Here is an 18602-nt window from a genome sequence, read left to right on the forward strand (position 1 = left end):
GTGAAGATGGCAATGGAGAGGGTTTTGGGCGAGGCGAGGCAGGTCGCAATTATCGGCGGCGGACCGGCGGGGCTGATGGCGGCAGAGATGCTCTCGGCTGCAGGCCATGCCGTGACGGTGTTCGAGGCGATGCCGACCGTGGCGCGCAAATTGCTGATGGCCGGAAAATCCGGTCTCAACATCACCCATGCCGAAGACTACGAGAGTTTCCGCCACCGGTTCGGCGATGCGGAACCGAGGCTGCGCGCCGCTCTCGATGATTTCACGCCGGATATGCTGCGCGACTGGGCGCAGGGGCTGGGGCAGGAAACTTTCGTCGGCACTTCGGGCCGGGTGTTTCCCACCGTCATGAAGGCTTCGCCGTTGCTCCGGGCATGGCTCGCCCGGCTGGAGGCGCAGGGGGTGCCCATCAGGACGCGGCATCGCTGGACGGGTTTTTCCGGCAAGCACCTGGTTTTCGCGACACCGGAGGGCGAGATTGCCGTCAAGGCCGACGCCACTCTTTTGGCACTCGGCGGCGCAAGCTGGCCGCGTCTGGGCTCCGATGCCGCATGGGTTTCGGTGCTTGCGGCCAGGGGTGTAGAGCTCGCTCCATTCCGCCCTGCCAATTGCGGTTTTGACGTTGATTGGAGCGATGTCTTCCGTGAGCGTTTTGCGGGTGAAGCGGTGAAATCCACAATCACCATTTCGCCAGCCGGAGCCTTTCAGGGCGAATTCGTCATCACGAAGCATGGTATTGAGGGCAGCGTGATCTACGCCCATTCCGCCGCGCTGCGCGACCGGCTGGACGAGGCGGGCAAAGCGTCGCTCGCAATCGATCTTGCGCCGCGACGTACGGTGGAACGCCTCAGCGGCGATCTGGCGAAACTCGGACGGAAAGAGAGCTTTGTAAACCGCATGCGCAAGGCGGCCGGCTTATCGGCCGTGAAGGTCGGGCTCCTGCGGGAAATATTTCCCGATATCGCGGGCATGCCGGATGAATTCGTCGCCGCGAGAATAAAACATGCGGAGATTCCGCTTCTGCGGACGAGGCCGATTGCCGAGGCAATTTCGTCCGCCGGCGGTATCGCGTGGAACGGCCTTGATGAAAACTACATGCTGGAAAAGCTCCCCGGCATATTTGCTGCCGGGGAAATGCTGGATTGGGAAGCGCCCACCGGCGGTTATCTCCTGACCGCCTGTTTCGCCACCGGCAAGGCGGCCGCAAAGGGCATGGCCGCGTGGCTCGAAGGCTCAGCCTGACAAACGTTCAGCCATGCCTGCTTCCTCACCATGTGCGGTTCGGACGAGGCAGCGCATGATGGCATCGGTGGTGATTGCACCAAGCGCCTTGCCGTTTTCTCCGACGACCGTGGCGCTGCTGACATTTTCCCGGACCAGCGCGCGCAGGCCTTCTTCAACCGTCATATCCGCATCGAGCTGAAGGCGGGACTGGCCGGCAAATTCCGGCTGCACCACGGCACCAAGGCGAATGACGCGGCCGCGGTTGACCTCCTCCACGAAGGCCTCGATATAACTATCCGCCGGCGACATGACGATTTCGGCGGCCGTTCCCTGCTGGATGATTTCGCCGTCGCGCAGAATGGCGATCTTGTCACCCAGCCGCAGCGCTTCGTCGAGATCGTGGGTGATGAAGACCACGGTCTTCTTCAGCTCCTTTTGAAGTTCCAGCAGCACCGTCTGCATGTCGACGCGGATGAGCGGATCGAGGGCCGAATAGGCCTCGTCCATGAGCAGGATTTCGGCATTGTTGGTGAGCGCCCGGGCGAGACCCACACGTTGCTGCATACCGCCGGAGAGCTGGTTGGGGTAATGGTTGGAGAAGCCCTCCAGGCCGACCCGCCTGATCCAGACCTCTGCCCTTTCTTCGCGCTCGCGCTTGTCGACGCCCTGCACCTCAAGGCCGTAGACGACATTCTGCAGCACGTTGCGGTGGGGCAGGAGACCGAATTTCTGGAACACCATCGCCGTCTTGTGGCGGCGGAATTCCAGAAGATCCGCTTCGTTGAGGCTGCACACGTCTGTGCCGCCATAGAGGATTTCACCGGCGGTCGGGTCGATCAGCCGGTTGACATGGCGGATCAGCGTGGATTTGCCGGAGCCGGAAAGGCCCATGATAACGGTGATCTGCCCGCCCGGCATGGTGATGTTGATGTCACGCAGGCCGAGCACATGGCCGTGCTTGGCGTTGAGTTCCGATTTGGACATGCCGGCTTTGACGGCTTCGACATGATCCCCCGCTTTGGAGCCGAAAATCTTGTAAAGACTGCGAATTTCGATCGATTGACTAGCCATGCGCCACTTCCCGGTGTTTTTGCAGGCGAAGGCCATAGGCCTGGCTGATGCGGTCGAAAATGATGGCGATGCCGACGATGGCGAGCCCGTTGAATACGCCGAGCGTGAAATATTGGTTGGCGATGGCCTTCAGCACCGGCTGGCCGAGGCCCTGCACGCCGATCATGGAGGCGATGACGACCATGGCAAGCGCCATCATGATGGTCTGGTTGATGCCGGCCATGATGGTGGGCAGCGCGAGCGGCAGCTGAACTTTAAAAAGTTTCTGGCGTTTGGAGGAGCCGAAGGCATCGGCCGCCTCCAGAACGTCACGGTCGACCATGCGGATGCCGAGATTGGTGAGCCGGATCATCGGCGGAATGGCATAGATGACGACGGCGATGACACCTGGCACACGGCCGATGCCGAGCAGCATGACGACGGGAATAAGATAGACGAAACTCGGCATCGTCTGCATCACATCGAGAACGGGGTTGATCACGTTCTGCAGGCGGTTGGACCGTGCCATGGCGATGCCGATGGGCAGGCCGACGATGATGGACAGCACGGCGCAGACGAAGATCATCGAAACCGTCTTCATCGTGTCTTCCCACATGCCGAACCAGCCGATGGCGAAGAGAATGCCGCAACAGAGCGAAACAATGGTGGCGCTGCGGCTGCCGAACCAGGCAAGAGCGCCGACAATAAGAATAACGACCGGCCAGGGGGCGCCGATCAAAAGCCTTTCCGCCCAGATGAGGAAGCTCTGGAGTGGGGTGAACAACCCCTCGATTGCGCCGCCATAGGTTCGGGTGAACGCCCGGAACCCCTCGTCGATGACTTTTTTCAGCGCGCGCAGAGCATCGTCATTCATGGTCGGAAATTTGAAAAGCCATTCCATATCCTGTTCTCCATGACGAACCGGAGGCGGGGATCGATGTCCTCCGCACTCCGGGAGTAAAATCGCCAGAGCGCCGCGCGGCCAACTGGACGCATGGGCGGAACGCTCTGTTGAACCGGCGCATCGTTATCAGCCAAAGCCGGGTAGCCGATGCGGTTCGGCGTCGCCGCGGGAGACGCCGGTTGCCGGGCAGATATGTCAGGGCGCGCTTTTTAAAGGGCGGCCTTGACCTTTTCCGCGACCTCGGGCGAGACCCAGCCCTTCCACAGGGCTTCGTTTTCCTTCAGGAACTGCTTGGCGCCGTCTTCGCCGGTGGCCTGATTATCCGTCATCCAGGCGATCAGCTTGTTGACGGTGGCGTTGGTCCAGGCGCGCTTGTTGAGATAATCCATTGCCGGACCGGCACGATCGGCAAAGGATTTGCTGACCAGCGTCTGTACGTCATCGATCGGCCAGGCGTTCGGCTTCGGATCGGCGCAATCGGCGACGGATGTGCAGCGTTTCCATTCGGCCGCGTCGTACTCAGTGCCGAATCCAAGTTTCACCATTTCGTATTTGCCGAGCAGGGAGGTGGGCGCCCAGTAATAGCCGACCCAGGGCTGCTTGGCTTCATAGGCCTTGGCGATGGAGCCGTCGAGACCTGCGGCAGAGCCGGTGTCCACGAGGGTGAAGCCGGCCTTCTCGCCGCCAAACGCCTTGAACAGCTGCGCGGTGACGACTGTGCCGCCCCAGCCCTGCGGGCCGTTGAACACAGCACCCTTGGACTTGTCTTCAGGCGATGGGAAGAGCTCGGGATGCTTGAAAAGATCAGGAATTGTTTTGAGATCGGGGTTGGCGTCAGCGACGTATTTCGGAATCCACCAGCCCTGAACAGCGCCATCGGAAAGGATTTTTGCGGCCGCGACCACTTTGCCGCCTTCCAGACCCTGCTTGACGATTTCCGGCTGCAGGCTGACCCAGGCCTCAGGTGCGATATCCGGCTGGCCTTTTTCGGCCATGGAGGTCAGTGTCGGCACCGTATCGCCGGTAACGATTTCGGCGGAGCAGCCATAGCCTTTTTCGAGAATGAATTTGTCCAGGTTGGCGGCAACTTCAGCGGATTGCCAGTTCATGCTGGCGATTGTTACGTTTCCACAGTCGGCGGCATAGGCTGCGCTGCCTGAAAAGGCGAAGCCGGCGGAAAGAATTGTGGCACCCAAAAGTATTTTCATTGTTGTTCCCTCTGGTCGCGGTGTGGCGATGACCCGGGCGCTGACGGCACCGCGACCGCCAGCACCCTTATTGAGGCTTAATAAATCCTTTGTCGCCATCCCGTTTGCGGCAATTTCTGGCGTATTGAGGATGCCATTCGCCGGACGAAGGCGCGATCGCAGGGCCATATTAGCGAAAATTTCGGAATTAAGATATTGAAACATATAGTTGTTTAGCGGCGCATCAACGATATTTCACAAGCGAGGGAACTTTTTCATTTTTTTGAAATGTCTGGGAACAATCAGGCGAAGTTTCTGTTCTCTTGGACTTTTATCCCGTTCTGTATTACGGGAGATTTCTTCTCGATTTTTGTGGTGATTTTGAATGACCAATCTTCGTGCTGCCCCGGTATGGCCCATCGGCGGCGGTGAAACGGGTGAGCTTGTGCGCCGCTTCGACTGGTCGAAGACATCGCTTGGTTCGATTTGCGACTGGCCGCAAAATCTGAGGCAAAAAGCCAATTCCGTCGTCAATTCACCTATTCCGCAGGTGCTGATGTGGGGCCGCGATCATGTGATGATCTACAATGACGGTTATGCGGAGATCGCCGGTAATTACCATCCGCAGGCGCTGGGCGGCACGGTACCCGGCATCTGGCCGGAAATCTGGGACTGGAACAGCCGCATTCTCGAAGCCGGTTTTCGCGGTGAAGTGTTGGCATATCGCGACCAGCCAATGACGCTGATGCGACATGGCATACCGGAAGAGGTGATCTTCGACCTGTTTTACACGCCGATCTATAATGAAGGTGGCACGGTTGATGGCGTATTGTGCACCGTGCTCGAAAATACCGACAAGGTGAAAGCCGTTGAGGCTATGGAGCAGAGCCGCAAGGAATTGAGCCGGCTCACCAACGCCCTGCCCATTCTGGTCGGATATGTCGATCGCGATTACATCTATAAATTTGCCAATGACGGTTATCTCGAATGGTTCGGCCGAAGTGGTGAAGACGTCATCGGCCGCAGCGTTCCCGAGATTGTCGGCGAGGCATTTTTCGATGCGCGCAAGGCCTATCTCGACCGGGCGCTTGCCGGTGAGAAGATCGTTTCGGATACCGTCATCAGCAGACCGGATGGCACCAAGCGCGCCGCTGAAATCAGGTATGTTCCGCGCTACATTGCCGATGGCTCCGTCGACGGCATCTATGTCCTGATCATCGATATCGAAGAGCGGAAGCGCTCGGAGCAGGAAATCCTCATCAGCAACAACCGTTTCCGCGCGGCGGTGGAGGCCGTGCACGGCGTGCTGTGGACCAACAGTGCCGAAGGCAGGATGCTGGGTGAGCAGCCGGCATGGGCGGCGTTGACGGGCCAGACGCCCGAAGAATATCAGGGCTTTGGCTGGGCGGACGCCGTTCATCCAGAAGACAGGCAGGGTTCAGTCGATAGCTGGAACAAGGCGGTCGCGGAAAAATCGACCTATATCTGGGAACATCGCGTGCGCAGACATGACGGCGTCTATCGTACTTTCGCGATCCGCGGCGTGCCGATTTTCGACAAGTCAGGTGCTATTGCCGAATGGGTCGGCGTTCACACCGATATCACCGAGCAGCGGTGTGCCGAAGACACCCTCAAGGAACATGCGAGCAACCTTGAGCGTGAAATTCGCCATCGCATCCGGGCGGAAGAGCAGCTCCGGCAACTGAATGAAGGGCTGGAAGCCCGGGTCGAAGCTGAAATGGCGGAGCGCCGTCAGACCGAAAAGGCCCTTCAGCAGGCGCAGAAAATGGAATCCATCGGTCAGCTGACCGGTGGCGTGGCGCATGATTTCAACAATCTACTGCAGGTGATCGCCGGCAATCTGCAATTGCTGTCGAAAGATGTGATCGGCAATGAACGTGCGGAGCGCCGGCTGGAGAATGCGCTCGCGGGCGTCCAGCGTGGCGCGAAGCTCGCGAGCCAGCTTCTGGCCTTCGGCCGCCGCCAGGCGCTGGAGCCGCGGGTCATCAATATTGCCCGTTTCGTAACCGGCATGGATGACCTGCTTCGCCGCTCGCTTGGTGAGGCGATCGAGGTGGAGGTCATCACGTCAGGTGGCCTCTGGAACACCTATGCCGACCCCAACCAGGTGGAAAACGCGCTTCTCAATCTCGCGATCAACGCGCGCGATGCCATGGAAGGCCACGGAAAGCTCACCATCGAGGTAGCCAACGCGGTTCTCGACCGCGATTACGCCCGCAAACATTCCGAGGTCACGGCCGGGCAATATGTGATGCTCGCGGTCACCGATACGGGTTCGGGCATGTCGCCGGAGATACTCGAAAAGGTCTTCGAACCGTTCTTCTCGACCAAGCCCGAGGGCAAGGGCACGGGCCTTGGCCTTTCCATGGTCTATGGTTTCGCCAAACAGTCCAGCGGGCATGTGAACATCTATAGCGAGGTGGGGCAGGGCACCACGGTGAAAATGTATCTGCCGCGTTCCGCAGCCGATGAGGACAGGGAGGTCGTGGTGCATAACGGCCCTGTCGAAGGTGGGACGGAGACGATCCTCGTGGTTGAGGACGATGAAGAAGTGCGCGGTACTGTCGTCGAAACTCTGAGCGATCTCGGTTACAGGGTGCTGACCGCACGCGACGCACAGGCGGGTTTGACGGTGGTGGAAAGCGGCATTCCGATCGATGTCATCTTCACCGACGTCGTGATGCCAGGCCCCTTGAAAAGTCGGGAAATGGCGCGTCGCGCGCAGGAGCGGTTGCCCAATCTCGCCGTTCTTTTCACCTCGGGTTACACCGAAAATTCCATCGTGCATGGCGGCAAGCTGGATGCAGGTGTGGAACTGCTATCCAAACCCTATACGCGTGAAGCGCTGGCGCGGCGCATCCGCCACGTCATAGCCAACCGCAAGCAGGTTTCGCTGTCGAGGGCGCGGCCTGGTTCTTCGAAAATCCCCGAACCCGCCATGGCGGTCGACAACCGGGAGCGGTCAATCCAGGTTCTTCTGGTCGAGGATGACGAGCTGATCCGGATGAATTCCATGGAGATGCTTTCGGAGAGCGGCTTTGCCGTTGTTGAGGCTGGCAACGCGGCGCAGGCGCTGAAGGTTATCGAATCGGAGCAGATCGACGTTCTCGTTACAGATATCGGCCTGCCGGACATGAAGGGCGGTGAACTGGCGGTGGAGGCCTTGCGCCGCAGGCCGGGTCTTGCCATCGTCTTTGCGACGGGCGACAGCCATCTGCCGGAGGGGGCGCCGGAAAGCGCAGTCCTGCTCACCAAGCCCTACGATGAACAGCAGATCATTGCCGCCGTAGAAAAGGCCCATACGGCCAGGCCGGTGGCGGCCGAATAGGCCGCCTTGATGCCGGCTCAGTAACCGCGGTCCATGTCGACGGTTTCCGGCAGCTTGCCTGTTTCCCGCCATGTGCGGACGTTGCCAGCCACGATCCGCGCCGAACTCTCCCGGCTTGTCGGCGCGGAAATATGCGGCAGGACGGTAACTTTGGGGTGCTGCCAAAATGGCGAAGCCGCAGGGAGTGGCTCCTGTTCGAAGACATCGAGTACGGCATGCGAGAGCTTGCCGGAATCGAGTGCCGCTATCAACGCATCGGCGACGATGACGGCGCCGCGGGCGAAATTGATGACTGCCGCGCCCTGTTTCATTGCGGCGAGACGGCGGGCATTGAGAAGACCGCGCGTCGCATCGGTAAGCGGCACAAGGCAGATGAGAACGTCGCTTTTTTCCAGCGATGCCTGCAGCCCTGCATCGCCGGTCAACGTTTCCACGCCTTCGATTGTTTTGGCCGAACGACTCCATCCTGCGACGTTGAAGCCGGCATGGATAAGGCGCTCCGCCGCGGCCGCGCCGAGTGCTCCGAGCCCCAGGAGACCGATGGTCATCTCGCCGGGGTGGCGGTAATCCAGTTCCTGCCAGAGCGCCTTTCGCTGATTTTCGCGATAGGCGGGCATGTCACGCTGCAGATAATAGGTCCATGCCAGCACCGCTTCGGCCATGACGCGGGAAAGTTCCGGGTCCTTCAGCCGAACGATGGGGGGAGCCTTGCTGCCCAGTTCCAGCACCAGCCGCTCCACGCCCGCCCACAGGCTGTGGATCCATGAGAGGCCCGGAAGAGCGGCGATATCGGCCGGATCGGGATTGGCGACAATGGCAAATTCCACTGCCCGCCGCTGCTCATCCGTCAATTCGGAAAAGGAGAGGATCTCCTCCTCCGGCATGGCGGCGCGCAGCGCCTGTTTCCAAACGGCCTCCGTCTCTGCATTCATCCGTGAAACAAAGGCGATTGGTGAAGACATGGCATTGGTCCTGCTTGCGATTTTTGCGTGACGCCATCAATGCGCAATTTCGGCGGGTAATGCCATGGGTGGAATGGGGGAATTTGTAATTCTTCCGCCATGCCGGACTAGATCCGGTATCCAGCCGCCGCGCGTCTGCGCGGCGCCAAGACTTCTTTCAGCTCAAGGACTTGGGCTGGCTGGACTCCGGCTCGGGGGCCGGAGTGACGGAGTGTGGATGCAACCGGCCTGTTAAATCTCTGCCACTACGCATCTTCTTTCACCGGCGGCTTTGCATCGCCGTAATAGGCCGAGAACGACTCGTGGTAATGCTCCGAACCGCCAGGTCCGGCATAACGCTGCAGTTCCGTCATGTCGGTCTTGTTGAGCACGATGCCGAGCGTCTTGTTGGCGATCTGCGGTTCGTTGGCCATCAGGTTCTGCACCATCTGGATCGGTGTCTTGCCCCATTCGGTGACGAAGACGAAGCCGTCCACCTGCGGCGCAAAGGCCTTGGCGTCGATGACGGGCACAACGGGTGCAAGGTCAACGATGATGTAGTCGCAGGCCTCGCGAGCCGAGTCGATAAACTTGCGCATGCCGGAAGAGGAGAGCAATTCGCTTGAATGGGCGAACTGGTTGCTGGTCGAAACCGGCAGAATGCCCATCTTGGTGCGCGTGTCCACTTTCACCGCCTGCGTCCATGGCACCTCGTCAAGCACGACCTCCACCAGACCGGCGGATTGGCGCGTGGTCAGCATGCGGCTGAGACCCGGATTGCGGATGTCGGCATCCACCACAAGCGTGCGCTTGCCGGTGGAGGCGATCAGGCCCGCGAGGTTGAGCGCAACGACCGATTTGCCCTCATTCGGCAGGCAGGAAATGACGCCGATGACCCGGCACTGGCGCTCCTGAATGACGACATCCGCCGTCAGTTTCACGTTGCGCAGCGTTTCCGCAAAACTGGAGCGCGGACTGTCAACGGCGAGGCGCAGCATTTTCTGGAACGAGACCTGTCCGCTGTCCTCAAGCGTTGCATTCTCGCCGCCGGGGGTTGCGGCGCTGTTTCCGGTCTTGGCGTTTTCCACACCCCTTTCGCCGATGAAGGGAAGGTAGCCGAGAAAGCGCATGCGCAGGTTATCACGCACATCGTTGCCGGTGTGGAAGAAGCGGTCGCGGAATTCGAGAAGTGCCGCAATGCCCCCACCCAGCATCAGGCCCAATACGACCGAAAGCGCCATTGTCATGGTCTTTTTCGGGCTGGAAGGCGATGTGGGAAGACCGGCCTCGGAGATGATGCGGGCTTTGGCGATCGGCAGCGACTGCTTCTGCGAAGCCTCTTCGAAGCGTCCGAGATAGGACTGGTAGAGGGTGCGCAGGGCCGTCGCCCGCTGCTCGAGCTCGCGCAGCTGCACCATGGTGATATTGGCTTCCGAATTACGGCCAGCCACCTTGTCGATACTGTCGCGCAACGACTGTACGCGCGAATTTGCGACGTCGTATTCGTTCTTGAAGCTGCCGGTCAGCTGCTGCAGTTCCTGGAAGATCTGCTGCGCCACTTCTTTCTTCTCGGCGTCCAGCGCGGCTGCCTGCGGATGGTCTGCTCCGAACTGCTGCACAATGCCCCGCTGCCGGTCGGAAATGGTGATGTAGCGCTTGCGCAGATCCTGAATAACGGAATTGTCGGTATCACGGGCCGAGACGACGGCGTTGTCGACGGCCGTTTCCGGGCCGCGGTCGATGATGGATTTATACTGATTGTAACGGGCGGAGGCCGTCGCGGCATCCGCCTGTGCCGCAATCAGCTGGCCATTGAGATCGGCAAGCTGGCCTTCCGACATCAGTTCGCCGCGCGAGGACACGATATTGTTGTCGGACCTGAATTTCTGCACCGCAAGCTCTGCCGCCTGGGCGCGCTGGTTAAGGTCGGTCAGGCGTTCCTGCAACCAGACAGAGGCCCGCTCGCTGGCGTCAAAATTGGCGTTCAGCTGCTCGGTGAGATAGGCCTGCGCGTAGGTCTTGGCGATGTGTGCGGCCAGCTGGCGGTCAGTCGAACGGGTGGAGATTGCGATGACGGAACTGCGACCGACCCGCTCCACAGTCAGCGACTGCTGCAGCACGGCGGCAGCCTTTTCGCGGCGCCCGGCGCGGATTGCGGCTTCGGAGACCGGCGGATCGCCCGGCAGGACGAGATCGAGGATACCGCGCACGGAGGATTTGACGAGCTCGACCGGCGACATCGGCGGATTGACGATGGTGTCGTTCTCGTCAAGCTTGGCCTTGTCCACCACGGTCAGCGCCATTTCCTTGGATTTGAGGATTTCCACGGCGCTGGCAATGCGGTTGTCGACGATCTGGGCAGCGGGCACAGGCGATTCCTCTTCCGCATAACGGGAGAGGCTTTCATCGAGCAGCACCTGCGTCATCGCCGTATAAACGGGGGTCGCAAGCACCAGGTAAAGTCCGGCCAAAACTACGGCGGCAATGACGGAGGCGGCAATGACGTTGGCACGGCGCACCACGGCGGCCCACAGGCGGTCGAGGTCGATGAACGTGTCGGAATCCTTGCCGGACTCCGGAAAACCGATATTGGATTTAAAGGTCTTGTGGTGCATGGACCTACCTTGTGAATTAAAAATGGTACGCGGGAAGCCGAGCAACTCTCGCCTTCCCGCCTCCCGTTATTGGTGCGCCGGCCGCCTCCCCCGGCGGCGCGATGAAAGTCAGGCCGCCTGCACGCGGCTTTCGTGGTTTGCCACCAGTTCTTTCACCGAAGCGAGAACCTGCGCTTCCATGTCGGCGCGCAGCAGCGAGAAGGCGACGTTGGCGGCGATGAAGCCCTGCTTGCTGCCACAGTCAAAGGTGCGGCCGCTATATTTCTGCGCATGGAAGGCCTGCTTTTCGGCGAGCCGCTTCATGCCGTCGGTCAGCTGGATTTCGTTGCCCGCGCCGCGCTCCTGCTTGGCGAGAATATCGAAGATTTCCGGCTGCAGAATATAACGGCCATTCAGGTAATAATTCGAAGGCGCCCTGGATGGTTCCGGCTTTTCGACCATTTCGGTCACGGCGAAGCCGTGATTGACCTTCTGGCCGACGCCGACGACGCCATAGGACGAAACTTCTTCCGGCAGGCATTCCTCGACACCGAGAATATTGCCGCCGACTTCATCGTAAAGCTCCATCAGACCGGCAATGCAGCCTCGCGCGCCATAGGAGACCATGTCAGGCAGCAGCAGCGCAAAAGGCTCCTTGCCCACCAGTTCACGCGCACACCAGACGGCATGGCCGAGGCCAAGCGGCACCTGCTGGCGGGTATAGCTGACGGTGCCGGCAACCGGCAGCATCTTTTCCAGCTGCAGCACCTGCACGGTCTTGCCGGAGCGGGTCAGCGTGTTGATGAGTTCAGGTGCGCTGTCGAAATAGTCTTCGATGGCGGTCTTGTTGCGGCTCGTGACGAAAATAATGTGCTCAATGCCGGCCTGCATGGCTTCATCCACGGCATATTGAACGACCGGCCGGTCAACGATCGTCAGCATTTCCTTTGGCATCGCCTTGGTGGCGGGCAAAAACCGCGTGCCGTTGCCGGCTACCGGAATGACGGCTTTTCTGACAGTTCTCTTCAGGTCCATCGCGTTCTCCTTCATCAAGGTTTGATCTGTCCCCAGTCCCCGCGCAGACATGGTCCGCGCGCAAATTTTATGAAATCTGCCTTTTCACCCCTGTATTCGCCGCGGGCGCAAACACGGCGTCCCGCAGCCTCCTCAGCCGCACTGCAATCGGCATTCTCAGGTGCCCCAGCACGGCAGGATCTCGGATTGTGGTCTTCAAGGCGCCGAGTACCGAGCGGCGCTTGATGTTTTCCACCAAAGTCAAGAAATTATGCGCCAGCCGCAGGCTGCGGGCTCTCGCCTGCTGCGCGTCCATGGCGGCCGGCAGCAAGGTGTAGTGGCTCAGGAATTCTTCGTCCGCCCGCATCATCGCTTCGACGTGATGAAGTTCGAGGACACGGGAAATCGAACCTTCGCGGATATTGTAGATGTAACCCGGCTTCGGTTCGATGACGCAGAGGCCGCCAGCGGCAAGCGCCGAGGCGAGAAGAATATAGTCTTCGCCGATGCGGATATCCTCACGGAAGCGCAGTGCTTCGTTATTAAGGAAATCGCGCCGGAACATCGGTTTCATGTAGCCGAAGTTAAAGGTGGAGCGGAACAGGATGTTGGAGGAAATGAAGTCCTCCAGCGTGAGAACAGGCCGTTCCTCCAGAAACTCTTCGGGAAACATCGTCTCCATCGGCCGGCCATCGGTGTAGACGACATCGAGATTATCGACAGCGATGTCAGCGTTGGCGGCTTCCGCCCGGCACATCATGCAGGCGGAGCGCTCCGGGCGGATGACATCGTCGGAGTCGAGCACGGCGATCCAGCGCCCCGTCGCGGCCTCGATGCCGGCGTTGCGGGCGCCGCCCGGACCGCGGTTTTCTTCGAGCGCAAGCAGCCGCACGCGCGGATCGATTGCGGCGATCGCTTCAACAAAGGGAATTGTATCGTCTGCGGAGCGGTCGTCGACGACGATCACTTCCAGCGTCACGCCCTGCTGATCGAGCGCGCTTTGAACGGCGGCCTCAATCGTATCGGCGGCATTAAAGGCGGCGATAACGAAGCTGATGTCTGGCGAAGAGGTGAGGTTTTCCATCAGGTCGCCTCCACGGCACCGTATTGGCGGATTTCGCGCACACCGAAGGCGCCGCTCATCGAACCCATATGCAGCGCGCCTCGCAACGCATAACGGTTGCGGCGTACAGCATTGAAACCGCTCAAGGCGGCAAAAAGAGCGCAATAAAGCACTTTCGAACCAGCTTTCACCACCTGGACGACGCGGCGCGCACCGGGTTTCTTTTCAGCCAGCACCCGTCCATGGGTCTGGCCGGAACGGAACCGGCGCTTGGCAAGCCATAGAAAGCTTGCCCGATTTTCCGGAACCGGCTCCGACAAGACAGCGTCTTCCGCAAAGACGATACGGCCGCCGGCGGCGTGGAGATGCGAGAAGAAATGTGTGTCTTCGCCGCCGCTCTGGCCAAGCGCCAGCGCGAAGCGCCGGCCCTTTACCGATGGCGCTTCCATCCTGAGCAGCGTGTTGCAGGTATAACCGGTGATGATCTCGCCATTGACCCAGACCGGAACGGTCGAGTGGAAATCTCCGCGTTTCATCCAGCCCGGCGCGTTGTCCCGGTAAACCGCAGTGACGGGGCCGAGAACGGTTTCTGCACCGGTCTCGTCGGCCTTTTCCAGAAGCGCGGCCAGCCAGTGTGGCGGCGCCGTTTCGTCGTCATCGATAAAGGCGAGATAATCCGCCTTGCATTCCGACAGGCAGGCATTGCGGGCAATCGAAATATTAGATTTCGGGCAATGCACATAGGTGATCTCGAAGGGGGCGGTTTCGCGCAGGCGATCGACGCTTGCCTTTGCGCTGGGCTCCTCGTCATTATCGGCGACAATCAGCCTAACTTTCACGCCTTCAGGCACATCCAGCTCGAAGAGTGACAGAAGTGTGGCGACAAGCGCCGGGCGTCTGTAGGTGCAGATGCCGATATCGACGGTCTTGAGATATTGCGTGCCGGTGACGGTGTTGTCGGTCATGAGACAGCCTTTCTTCCCCGGAATTTCAGGAGTTCCAGCCAGAAGCCGGTGGACCAGGCCAGATGCATCACCATTGCCGAAAAGGCGGCGAGCGGGCCGTATGGATTTTTCTGACCAATTGCCATCCACAAGCCATAACCCACACATGCGGCAATCCAGAGGCCGAGCGGAATAAGGGCTGCCCAATGCACCAGCGACAGCAGCGCGAAGATGAAGACCGGCAGCACGGCGAGCGGAATCATCTGGCGGATTTTCGGGATTGAGCGATGTTTCAACAGGTTCTTCGCCCGGCCGCGGCCATAGGCGAGATATTGCTTGAAGAGCGGCATGACGCTGGCGCGCGGATAATAGGTCATGCGGGTCTTGTCGGTCATCCAGATGCGGAACCCGGATTTGCGCAGCCGGAAATCCAGCTCCGCATCCTCGTTGTGGCTGAAGCTCTCATCATAACCGCCGACCGCATCGAAAGCCGCGATCCGCATCAGCGCGTGGTGGCCGTGATCGATCCAGTGGCCTTTTGCGCCTTCGCGGTGCTTGGAACCGCCATTGCCGAGCTTGGAATTCTGGGCAATGGCAGTCGCCTTCTGGAACAGGCCGTGGCCGACTGTATCCATGGCGACGACGACGGAGTCCGCACCCGTCCGTTCCGCATCCTCGATCAGCCGCTGGCAATAATCATCGGGATAATCGCCATGGGCGTCGATGCGGATGAGATAATCGAAATCCTCGCCGAAGGTGGCGACGGCAAGGTTGATGCCGGCGCTCTGGATACGCTTCGGATTAGCGAGAAGCGTGACGCGTTCGTCCTTTGCCGCAAAGGCGGCAACGATATCGCGCGTTCCATCCGTGCTGCCGCCATCGGCGACGACGATGCGGAACAGGCGCCCCTGCATTGCGCCGGTGAATTTGACAAGCAACCCCTCGATCGTCTTCGCCTCATTGAGGCAGGGTATGACGATCAGCGTTCTGATGCCGGAATGACCTGGACCTTCCATGATTTGCCCCCTACGCACTACACGGGTGAAAACTGCGCTTCACGGGCGTGGCCGGAAGCGGATTTGGCGAGTGAGGACAATTGCTGCACCAGCAGACGGCAATCGTCGCGGTCGGTCAGCCATTGTTTCCTGTCTGTTGCCGACAGGGTGTCGAAGGCATCCGCATAGGTTTGCGGGGTCATCCGGTTGAAGAGGGCGGCAAGATCGTCAGCGCCCGCCTGTTGCAGCACGAAGCCGATATTGCGTTTTTCAATGAAGCGAGCCGTTTCCGTGCCGGAAAGTGCAATCGGCAGAGTGCCGTAAAGGCAGCCCTCGTAAAGCCGGTTGGGCAGCAGCCAGCTGGAATTCTGGCCTTCCTCGAAAAAGTCGATCGCCCAGGTGAATTGCACCTCGCTGTAGATCGCGGCTAGGTCCTCGGGGTTTTTATAAGGTCCGTGGAAATGCACATGTGGAGCAGCCGCCACGAAGCCATCGAAATCAGCAAACTCCGAATAGGCCGGCCGGCCACGCAGGATGATTTCGACCCTGCCTTCCATGCGGCGAGCGAACTCAGCGAGAATTTCAAGCGATTTGCGGCAGCGAAGCGCGCCGAACCAGCCGATTTTCCATGGTTCGCCGGGCGCGGGCGCCCGTGGTCTTGGCGTGGCGGCAATGGTGTCGTCGAGCGCCAGCACCTTGTTTTCCTGCAACAGGACAGGAAGGTCGAGGCCCGACACGGGCTTGAAATAATGCTCCACGAATGCCGGGGAGCTTGTAACCAGAAGCTTTGCGTCGCGTGCGAAATAACGCTGCGCGGCATTCAGCATCTGTCCGGGCTTGCCTTCGTTGAGCAGCAGGCGATGAATATCGAGACATTCGTAAACCAGCGCCGGGCGGCCGGAATAGATCGACATGGCGCGCTTTGCCAGAGCCAGCATTTCGAGGTTCCTGGCGAGAACGACGTCGGGTGCCGGAATTCCGTTCAAGACTCTGCCGAGCGAAAGGCTGGCTTTCGCCACTGCCGCCATGCGCTGCAGAAATTGCCCGTCGGCGGTTTCCCCGAGCACGACGGGTACGACGCCTTCGATCTCCGCCAGCCGGTTCTGTCCGCGCCGGAAACCGGCCAGCGTGACCCGCGCCCCGCCCGCAAGCAGCGTCAGCACCCGCCGACGAATGGCGGGGTCTGACAGATCATGCGCGAGGTAGAGAATATGGATCATGCAGGGTTCCGGTCGGTTCGCGGGTCAAAGACGCCGCAGCACAGGATTTGGTTCAAAAAAATCGGTCAATTCAGAGCGCAGGCAATGCTTTCCGGGAACTGGCATTTGTCACCGAGCGCCGTGAAGGCGAAGCGGTCAACGACCATCTGCGATGGCCCGGCATAAGCAAACTTGCCCATCCAGTCCTTCAGCGTATCGGTGCCCCACAGGCTGAAGAAAACCTTCTGGGCGTTCTGCGGAATTTTCGTCGCGTCCGTCACCTCATGAACGAGCTTGCCGTTGACGTAATAACGCAGGCGCTGCGGTTCCCAGACGAAGGCATAGTCGTTGAAGCCGGCATCGGCCCCGCCTTCCACCGGCACCAGCTTCTCATTGCCGCCCTTGGCGGACACATATTGGTTGAGCTGCACCTGACCGGTATTTTTGCCAAGAACCTCAAAGTCGATTTCGTCGTGCGGTTTTTTGTCGGTCGGGCCGATATAGGTGAAGAAGGCGGAGTTCAGGCCAGGGCCGGTGGCGGCCTTCATGCGCGCTTCATAGGTGCCGTAACGATAACGGCCCTTGGTCTGGATTTCACCGCAGGCGAAGTTGCGGTCGCCGGCCTTGGCTTCCTCGAAGCCCAGCGTCAGCTGGCCGTTCTCCACCGTTGCCAGCTTCTTCGACCAGGTGCAGTTCTGGTGCGCGCCATTGTTCCAGCCGTCAGAAACGTACCAGAAGCTTCTGTCCATCTGGTCGAAATTCTCCATGAAGGACGTACCATTGCCCTCTTGGGCGTTAACGGGGGCCGTGAATGCCGTTGCAGTGAGGGCGGCGGCAAGAAGAATGCGTGTCTGAACGCGGGTGACAAATGTTGTCATTGGTTCACCTCTGTCGTTGCGAATAAAGTGTTTCGGATGTGGGTGGGCCTATCGTGGAAGCCCGTTTGGCCGCGAATTCGGCCTTTGCCTTGCCTTTGCCGCTGCGGCTTCCGGTTAATACGGCATAGACGGCCGGCAGGTATTTGCGGGTCTGGGCATTGCTGATCACCAAAATGACGAAGGCGCAAAGCGTCGCGCTGATGTAGAAAGCGGGATAGAAATCCGGCCCGCCCTTGTTCCAGACCATCCACATGATGACCAGCAGCGGATAATGGGCGCAGAATATCCAGAAGCTGAGACTGCCGGTCTCGGCAAGCCTCTGACCAAGCCGGCTGCGGATCAAGATCGATGAAGACACCCAGAAGCCGAGCGCGCCGAAGACCGCGAGCAGATTGCGCGACATATTCAGCCAGAATGTGAATTCAGGGCCAGTAAAATAGAGACCTGTGGCGAGAATGGCCGACGCGGCAAATGTCAACAACATGATCGGCAGGGCATAAGGATCAAGTGCCTTGACGTCGACCCGGTGCAGCGCAAGCGCGATGCCGAGCGAAAAGCTGAAGAGGATGGATTTTTTCTGGACAATGAAGATCTTCAGGTCTGGCATGGCCGTGACGATCAGCAGGATTACGAGCGTCGGCAGCGCAAAGCGGCGCATCAGAAATGCGAGCACCGGCGACAGCAGAATGCAGACAAAAAGGTCGCGCAGGAAATAAAGCGGCACATTCACCGGCAGCTCTTCCAGCGCCGTACCATGGCTGAGTATTTCGCGCGGGCTGGCGTTCCATAGGTCGGGAAAATATCCGACGCCAACCTCGAACAGCTGGATCAGCAGCACGGCGGCAAACAGTGCGCCATTCCACAAGAGGAATGGCAGCAGCACGGTTTTCGTCTTGGAGCGGATCGTCGCCGGATAATCGAAAGCGCTCATGCCGCGGCGAAACAGCAGATAACCGGAAATGGCGCTGAGACAGGGCACGCCGATGCGAAACAGCGCGTCGCCAAGGAAAACCCGCAGCCAGTCGAAAAAGCCGTAAAGGCCAAGAAAGGGGCTGGTTTCGGCATTGTGCGGCACATGCACGAACACGATTCCTGAAATCAGCAATATGCGCATCAAGTTGATACGGGAGGATAGGTTCTGATCGACAGTCACATCAGTCACCCCTATTGGGCGGCGTCTCCCCACGCCGCGTTGCAACCAGAGCGAACTTAAGCCCGCACTGGGAAGTCTGGTTTCGACTTTGGGATAAAATGTGGCGA

Annotated in this window: 14 protein-coding genes; 2 read left to right on the forward strand and 12 right to left on the reverse strand. The window is 59.7% G+C overall.

Annotated elements, in window-relative coordinates; genetic code table 11:
* Nucleotides 1-12: 12 nt before the first annotated feature.
* Entirely contained in the window at nt 13-1242 is a 1230-nt protein-coding gene (locus ACZ47E_RS14760) for a TIGR03862 family flavoprotein (RefSeq protein WP_333899317.1), read from the forward strand.
* Here the strand turns inward: ACZ47E_RS14760 and ACZ47E_RS14765 are convergent.
* From ACZ47E_RS14765 to ACZ47E_RS14775, 3 genes are all read right to left on the reverse strand, one after another.
* The gene (locus ACZ47E_RS14765) at nt 1234-2295 is read right to left on the reverse strand and encodes a quaternary amine ABC transporter ATP-binding protein (RefSeq protein WP_004437660.1); all 1062 of its coding nucleotides are present in this window, start codon (nt 2293-2295) and stop codon (nt 1234-1236) included. The genes ACZ47E_RS14760 and ACZ47E_RS14765 overlap by 9 nt on opposite strands.
* Nucleotides 2288-3175 (reverse strand): ABC transporter permease, encoded by an 888-nt coding sequence (locus tag ACZ47E_RS14770; protein ID WP_006698119.1) that lies wholly within the window; start codon nt 3173-3175, stop codon nt 2288-2290. Before ACZ47E_RS14770 ends, ACZ47E_RS14765 begins: the two co-directional genes overlap by 8 nt.
* Before the next feature lie 212 nt (nt 3176-3387).
* The gene (locus ACZ47E_RS14775) at nt 3388-4386 is read right to left on the reverse strand and encodes an ABC transporter substrate-binding protein (protein ID WP_022563423.1); all 999 of its coding nucleotides are present in this window, start codon (nt 4384-4386) and stop codon (nt 3388-3390) included.
* A gap of 364 nt (nt 4387-4750) precedes the next feature.
* On the opposite strand from ACZ47E_RS14775, the gene ACZ47E_RS14780 reads away from it, so the two are divergent.
* Nucleotides 4751-7714: a PAS domain-containing protein gene (locus ACZ47E_RS14780; RefSeq protein ID WP_006698117.1), complete on the forward strand. Its 2964-nt coding sequence runs from the start codon at nt 4751-4753 to the stop codon at nt 7712-7714.
* Nucleotides 7715-7731: 17 nt separating this feature from the next.
* Here ACZ47E_RS14780 and ACZ47E_RS14785 read toward each other — a convergent pair whose 3' ends face one another.
* From ACZ47E_RS14785 to ACZ47E_RS14825, 9 genes are all read right to left on the reverse strand, one after another.
* The gene (locus ACZ47E_RS14785; RefSeq protein WP_278067701.1) at nt 7732-8676 is read right to left on the reverse strand and encodes a 2-hydroxyacid dehydrogenase; all 945 of its coding nucleotides are present in this window, start codon (nt 8674-8676) and stop codon (nt 7732-7734) included.
* Nucleotides 8677-8921: 245 nt separating this feature from the next.
* Nucleotides 8922-11270 (reverse strand): polysaccharide biosynthesis tyrosine autokinase, encoded by a 2349-nt coding sequence (locus ACZ47E_RS14790; RefSeq protein WP_004437674.1) that lies wholly within the window; start codon nt 11268-11270, stop codon nt 8922-8924.
* Nucleotides 11271-11378: 108 nt separating this feature from the next.
* Nucleotides 11379-12284, reverse strand: a complete 906-nt coding sequence (locus ACZ47E_RS14795) for a UTP--glucose-1-phosphate uridylyltransferase (RefSeq protein ID WP_004437677.1) — start codon at nt 12282-12284, stop codon at nt 11379-11381.
* Nucleotides 12285-12351: 67 nt separating this feature from the next.
* Nucleotides 12352-13347, reverse strand: coding sequence for a glycosyltransferase family 2 protein (locus ACZ47E_RS14800; protein WP_107340582.1), 996 nt, complete (start codon nt 13345-13347; stop codon nt 12352-12354).
* Complete coding sequence (locus ACZ47E_RS14805; RefSeq protein ID WP_006698114.1) at nt 13347-14291, reverse strand: glycosyltransferase family 2 protein; 945 nt, start codon at nt 14289-14291, stop codon at nt 13347-13349. The genes ACZ47E_RS14800 and ACZ47E_RS14805 overlap by 1 nt, the downstream gene beginning before the upstream one ends.
* On the reverse strand, nt 14288-15286 hold the full coding sequence (locus ACZ47E_RS14810; RefSeq protein ID WP_004437687.1) for a glycosyltransferase family 2 protein: 999 nt from the start codon (nt 15284-15286) through the stop codon (nt 14288-14290). The genes ACZ47E_RS14805 and ACZ47E_RS14810 overlap by 4 nt, the downstream gene beginning before the upstream one ends.
* 17 nt (nt 15287-15303) lie before the next feature.
* Nucleotides 15304-16485, reverse strand: a complete 1182-nt coding sequence (locus tag ACZ47E_RS14815) for a glycosyltransferase family protein (protein ID WP_278067700.1) — start codon at nt 16483-16485, stop codon at nt 15304-15306.
* Between the two features lie 65 nt (nt 16486-16550).
* The gene (gene exoK / locus ACZ47E_RS14820; RefSeq protein ID WP_278067699.1) at nt 16551-17342 is read right to left on the reverse strand and encodes an endo-1,3-1,4-beta-glycanase ExoK; all 792 of its coding nucleotides are present in this window, start codon (nt 17340-17342) and stop codon (nt 16551-16553) included.
* Between the two features lie 4 nt (nt 17343-17346).
* The gene (locus ACZ47E_RS14825) at nt 17347-18495 is read right to left on the reverse strand and encodes an acyltransferase family protein (RefSeq protein WP_022563429.1); all 1149 of its coding nucleotides are present in this window, start codon (nt 18493-18495) and stop codon (nt 17347-17349) included.
* Nucleotides 18496-18602 lie beyond the last annotated feature (107 nt).

It is taken from the genome of Agrobacterium sp. 5Ca39, from assembly GCF_055382365.1.

What these genes read in the sequence shown, in the direction of transcription:
- ACZ47E_RS14765 (WP_004437660.1), bottom strand. Translation starts at nt 2,295, where the DNA reads ATGGCTAGTCAATCGATCGAAATTCGCAGTCTTTACAAGATTTTCGGC.
- ACZ47E_RS14790 (WP_004437674.1), bottom strand. Translation starts at nt 11,270, where the DNA reads ATGCACCACAAGACCTTTAAATCCAATATCGGTTTTCCGGAGTCCGGC.
- ACZ47E_RS14785 (WP_278067701.1), bottom strand. Translation starts at nt 8,676, where the DNA reads ATGTCTTCACCAATCGCCTTTGTTTCACGGATGAATGCAGAGACGGAG.
- ACZ47E_RS14805 (WP_006698114.1), bottom strand. Translation starts at nt 14,291, where the DNA reads ATGACCGACAACACCGTCACCGGCACGCAATATCTCAAGACCGTCGAT.
- ACZ47E_RS14770 (WP_006698119.1), bottom strand. Translation starts at nt 3,175, where the DNA reads ATGGAATGGCTTTTCAAATTTCCGACCATGAATGACGATGCTCTGCGC.
- exoK (WP_278067699.1), bottom strand. Translation starts at nt 17,342, where the DNA reads ATGACAACATTTGTCACCCGCGTTCAGACACGCATTCTTCTTGCCGCC.
- ACZ47E_RS14775 (WP_022563423.1), bottom strand. Translation starts at nt 4,386, where the DNA reads ATGAAAATACTTTTGGGTGCCACAATTCTTTCCGCCGGCTTCGCCTTT.
- ACZ47E_RS14760 (WP_333899317.1), top strand. Translation starts at nt 13, where the DNA reads ATGGAGAGGGTTTTGGGCGAGGCGAGGCAGGTCGCAATTATCGGCGGC.
- ACZ47E_RS14795 (WP_004437677.1), bottom strand. Translation starts at nt 12,284, where the DNA reads ATGGACCTGAAGAGAACTGTCAGAAAAGCCGTCATTCCGGTAGCCGGC.
- ACZ47E_RS14780 (WP_006698117.1), top strand. Translation starts at nt 4,751, where the DNA reads ATGACCAATCTTCGTGCTGCCCCGGTATGGCCCATCGGCGGCGGTGAA.
- ACZ47E_RS14810 (WP_004437687.1), bottom strand. Translation starts at nt 15,286, where the DNA reads ATGGAAGGTCCAGGTCATTCCGGCATCAGAACGCTGATCGTCATACCC.
- ACZ47E_RS14800 (WP_107340582.1), bottom strand. Translation starts at nt 13,347, where the DNA reads ATGGAAAACCTCACCTCTTCGCCAGACATCAGCTTCGTTATCGCCGCC.
- ACZ47E_RS14815 (WP_278067700.1), bottom strand. Translation starts at nt 16,485, where the DNA reads ATGATCCATATTCTCTACCTCGCGCATGATCTGTCAGACCCCGCCATT.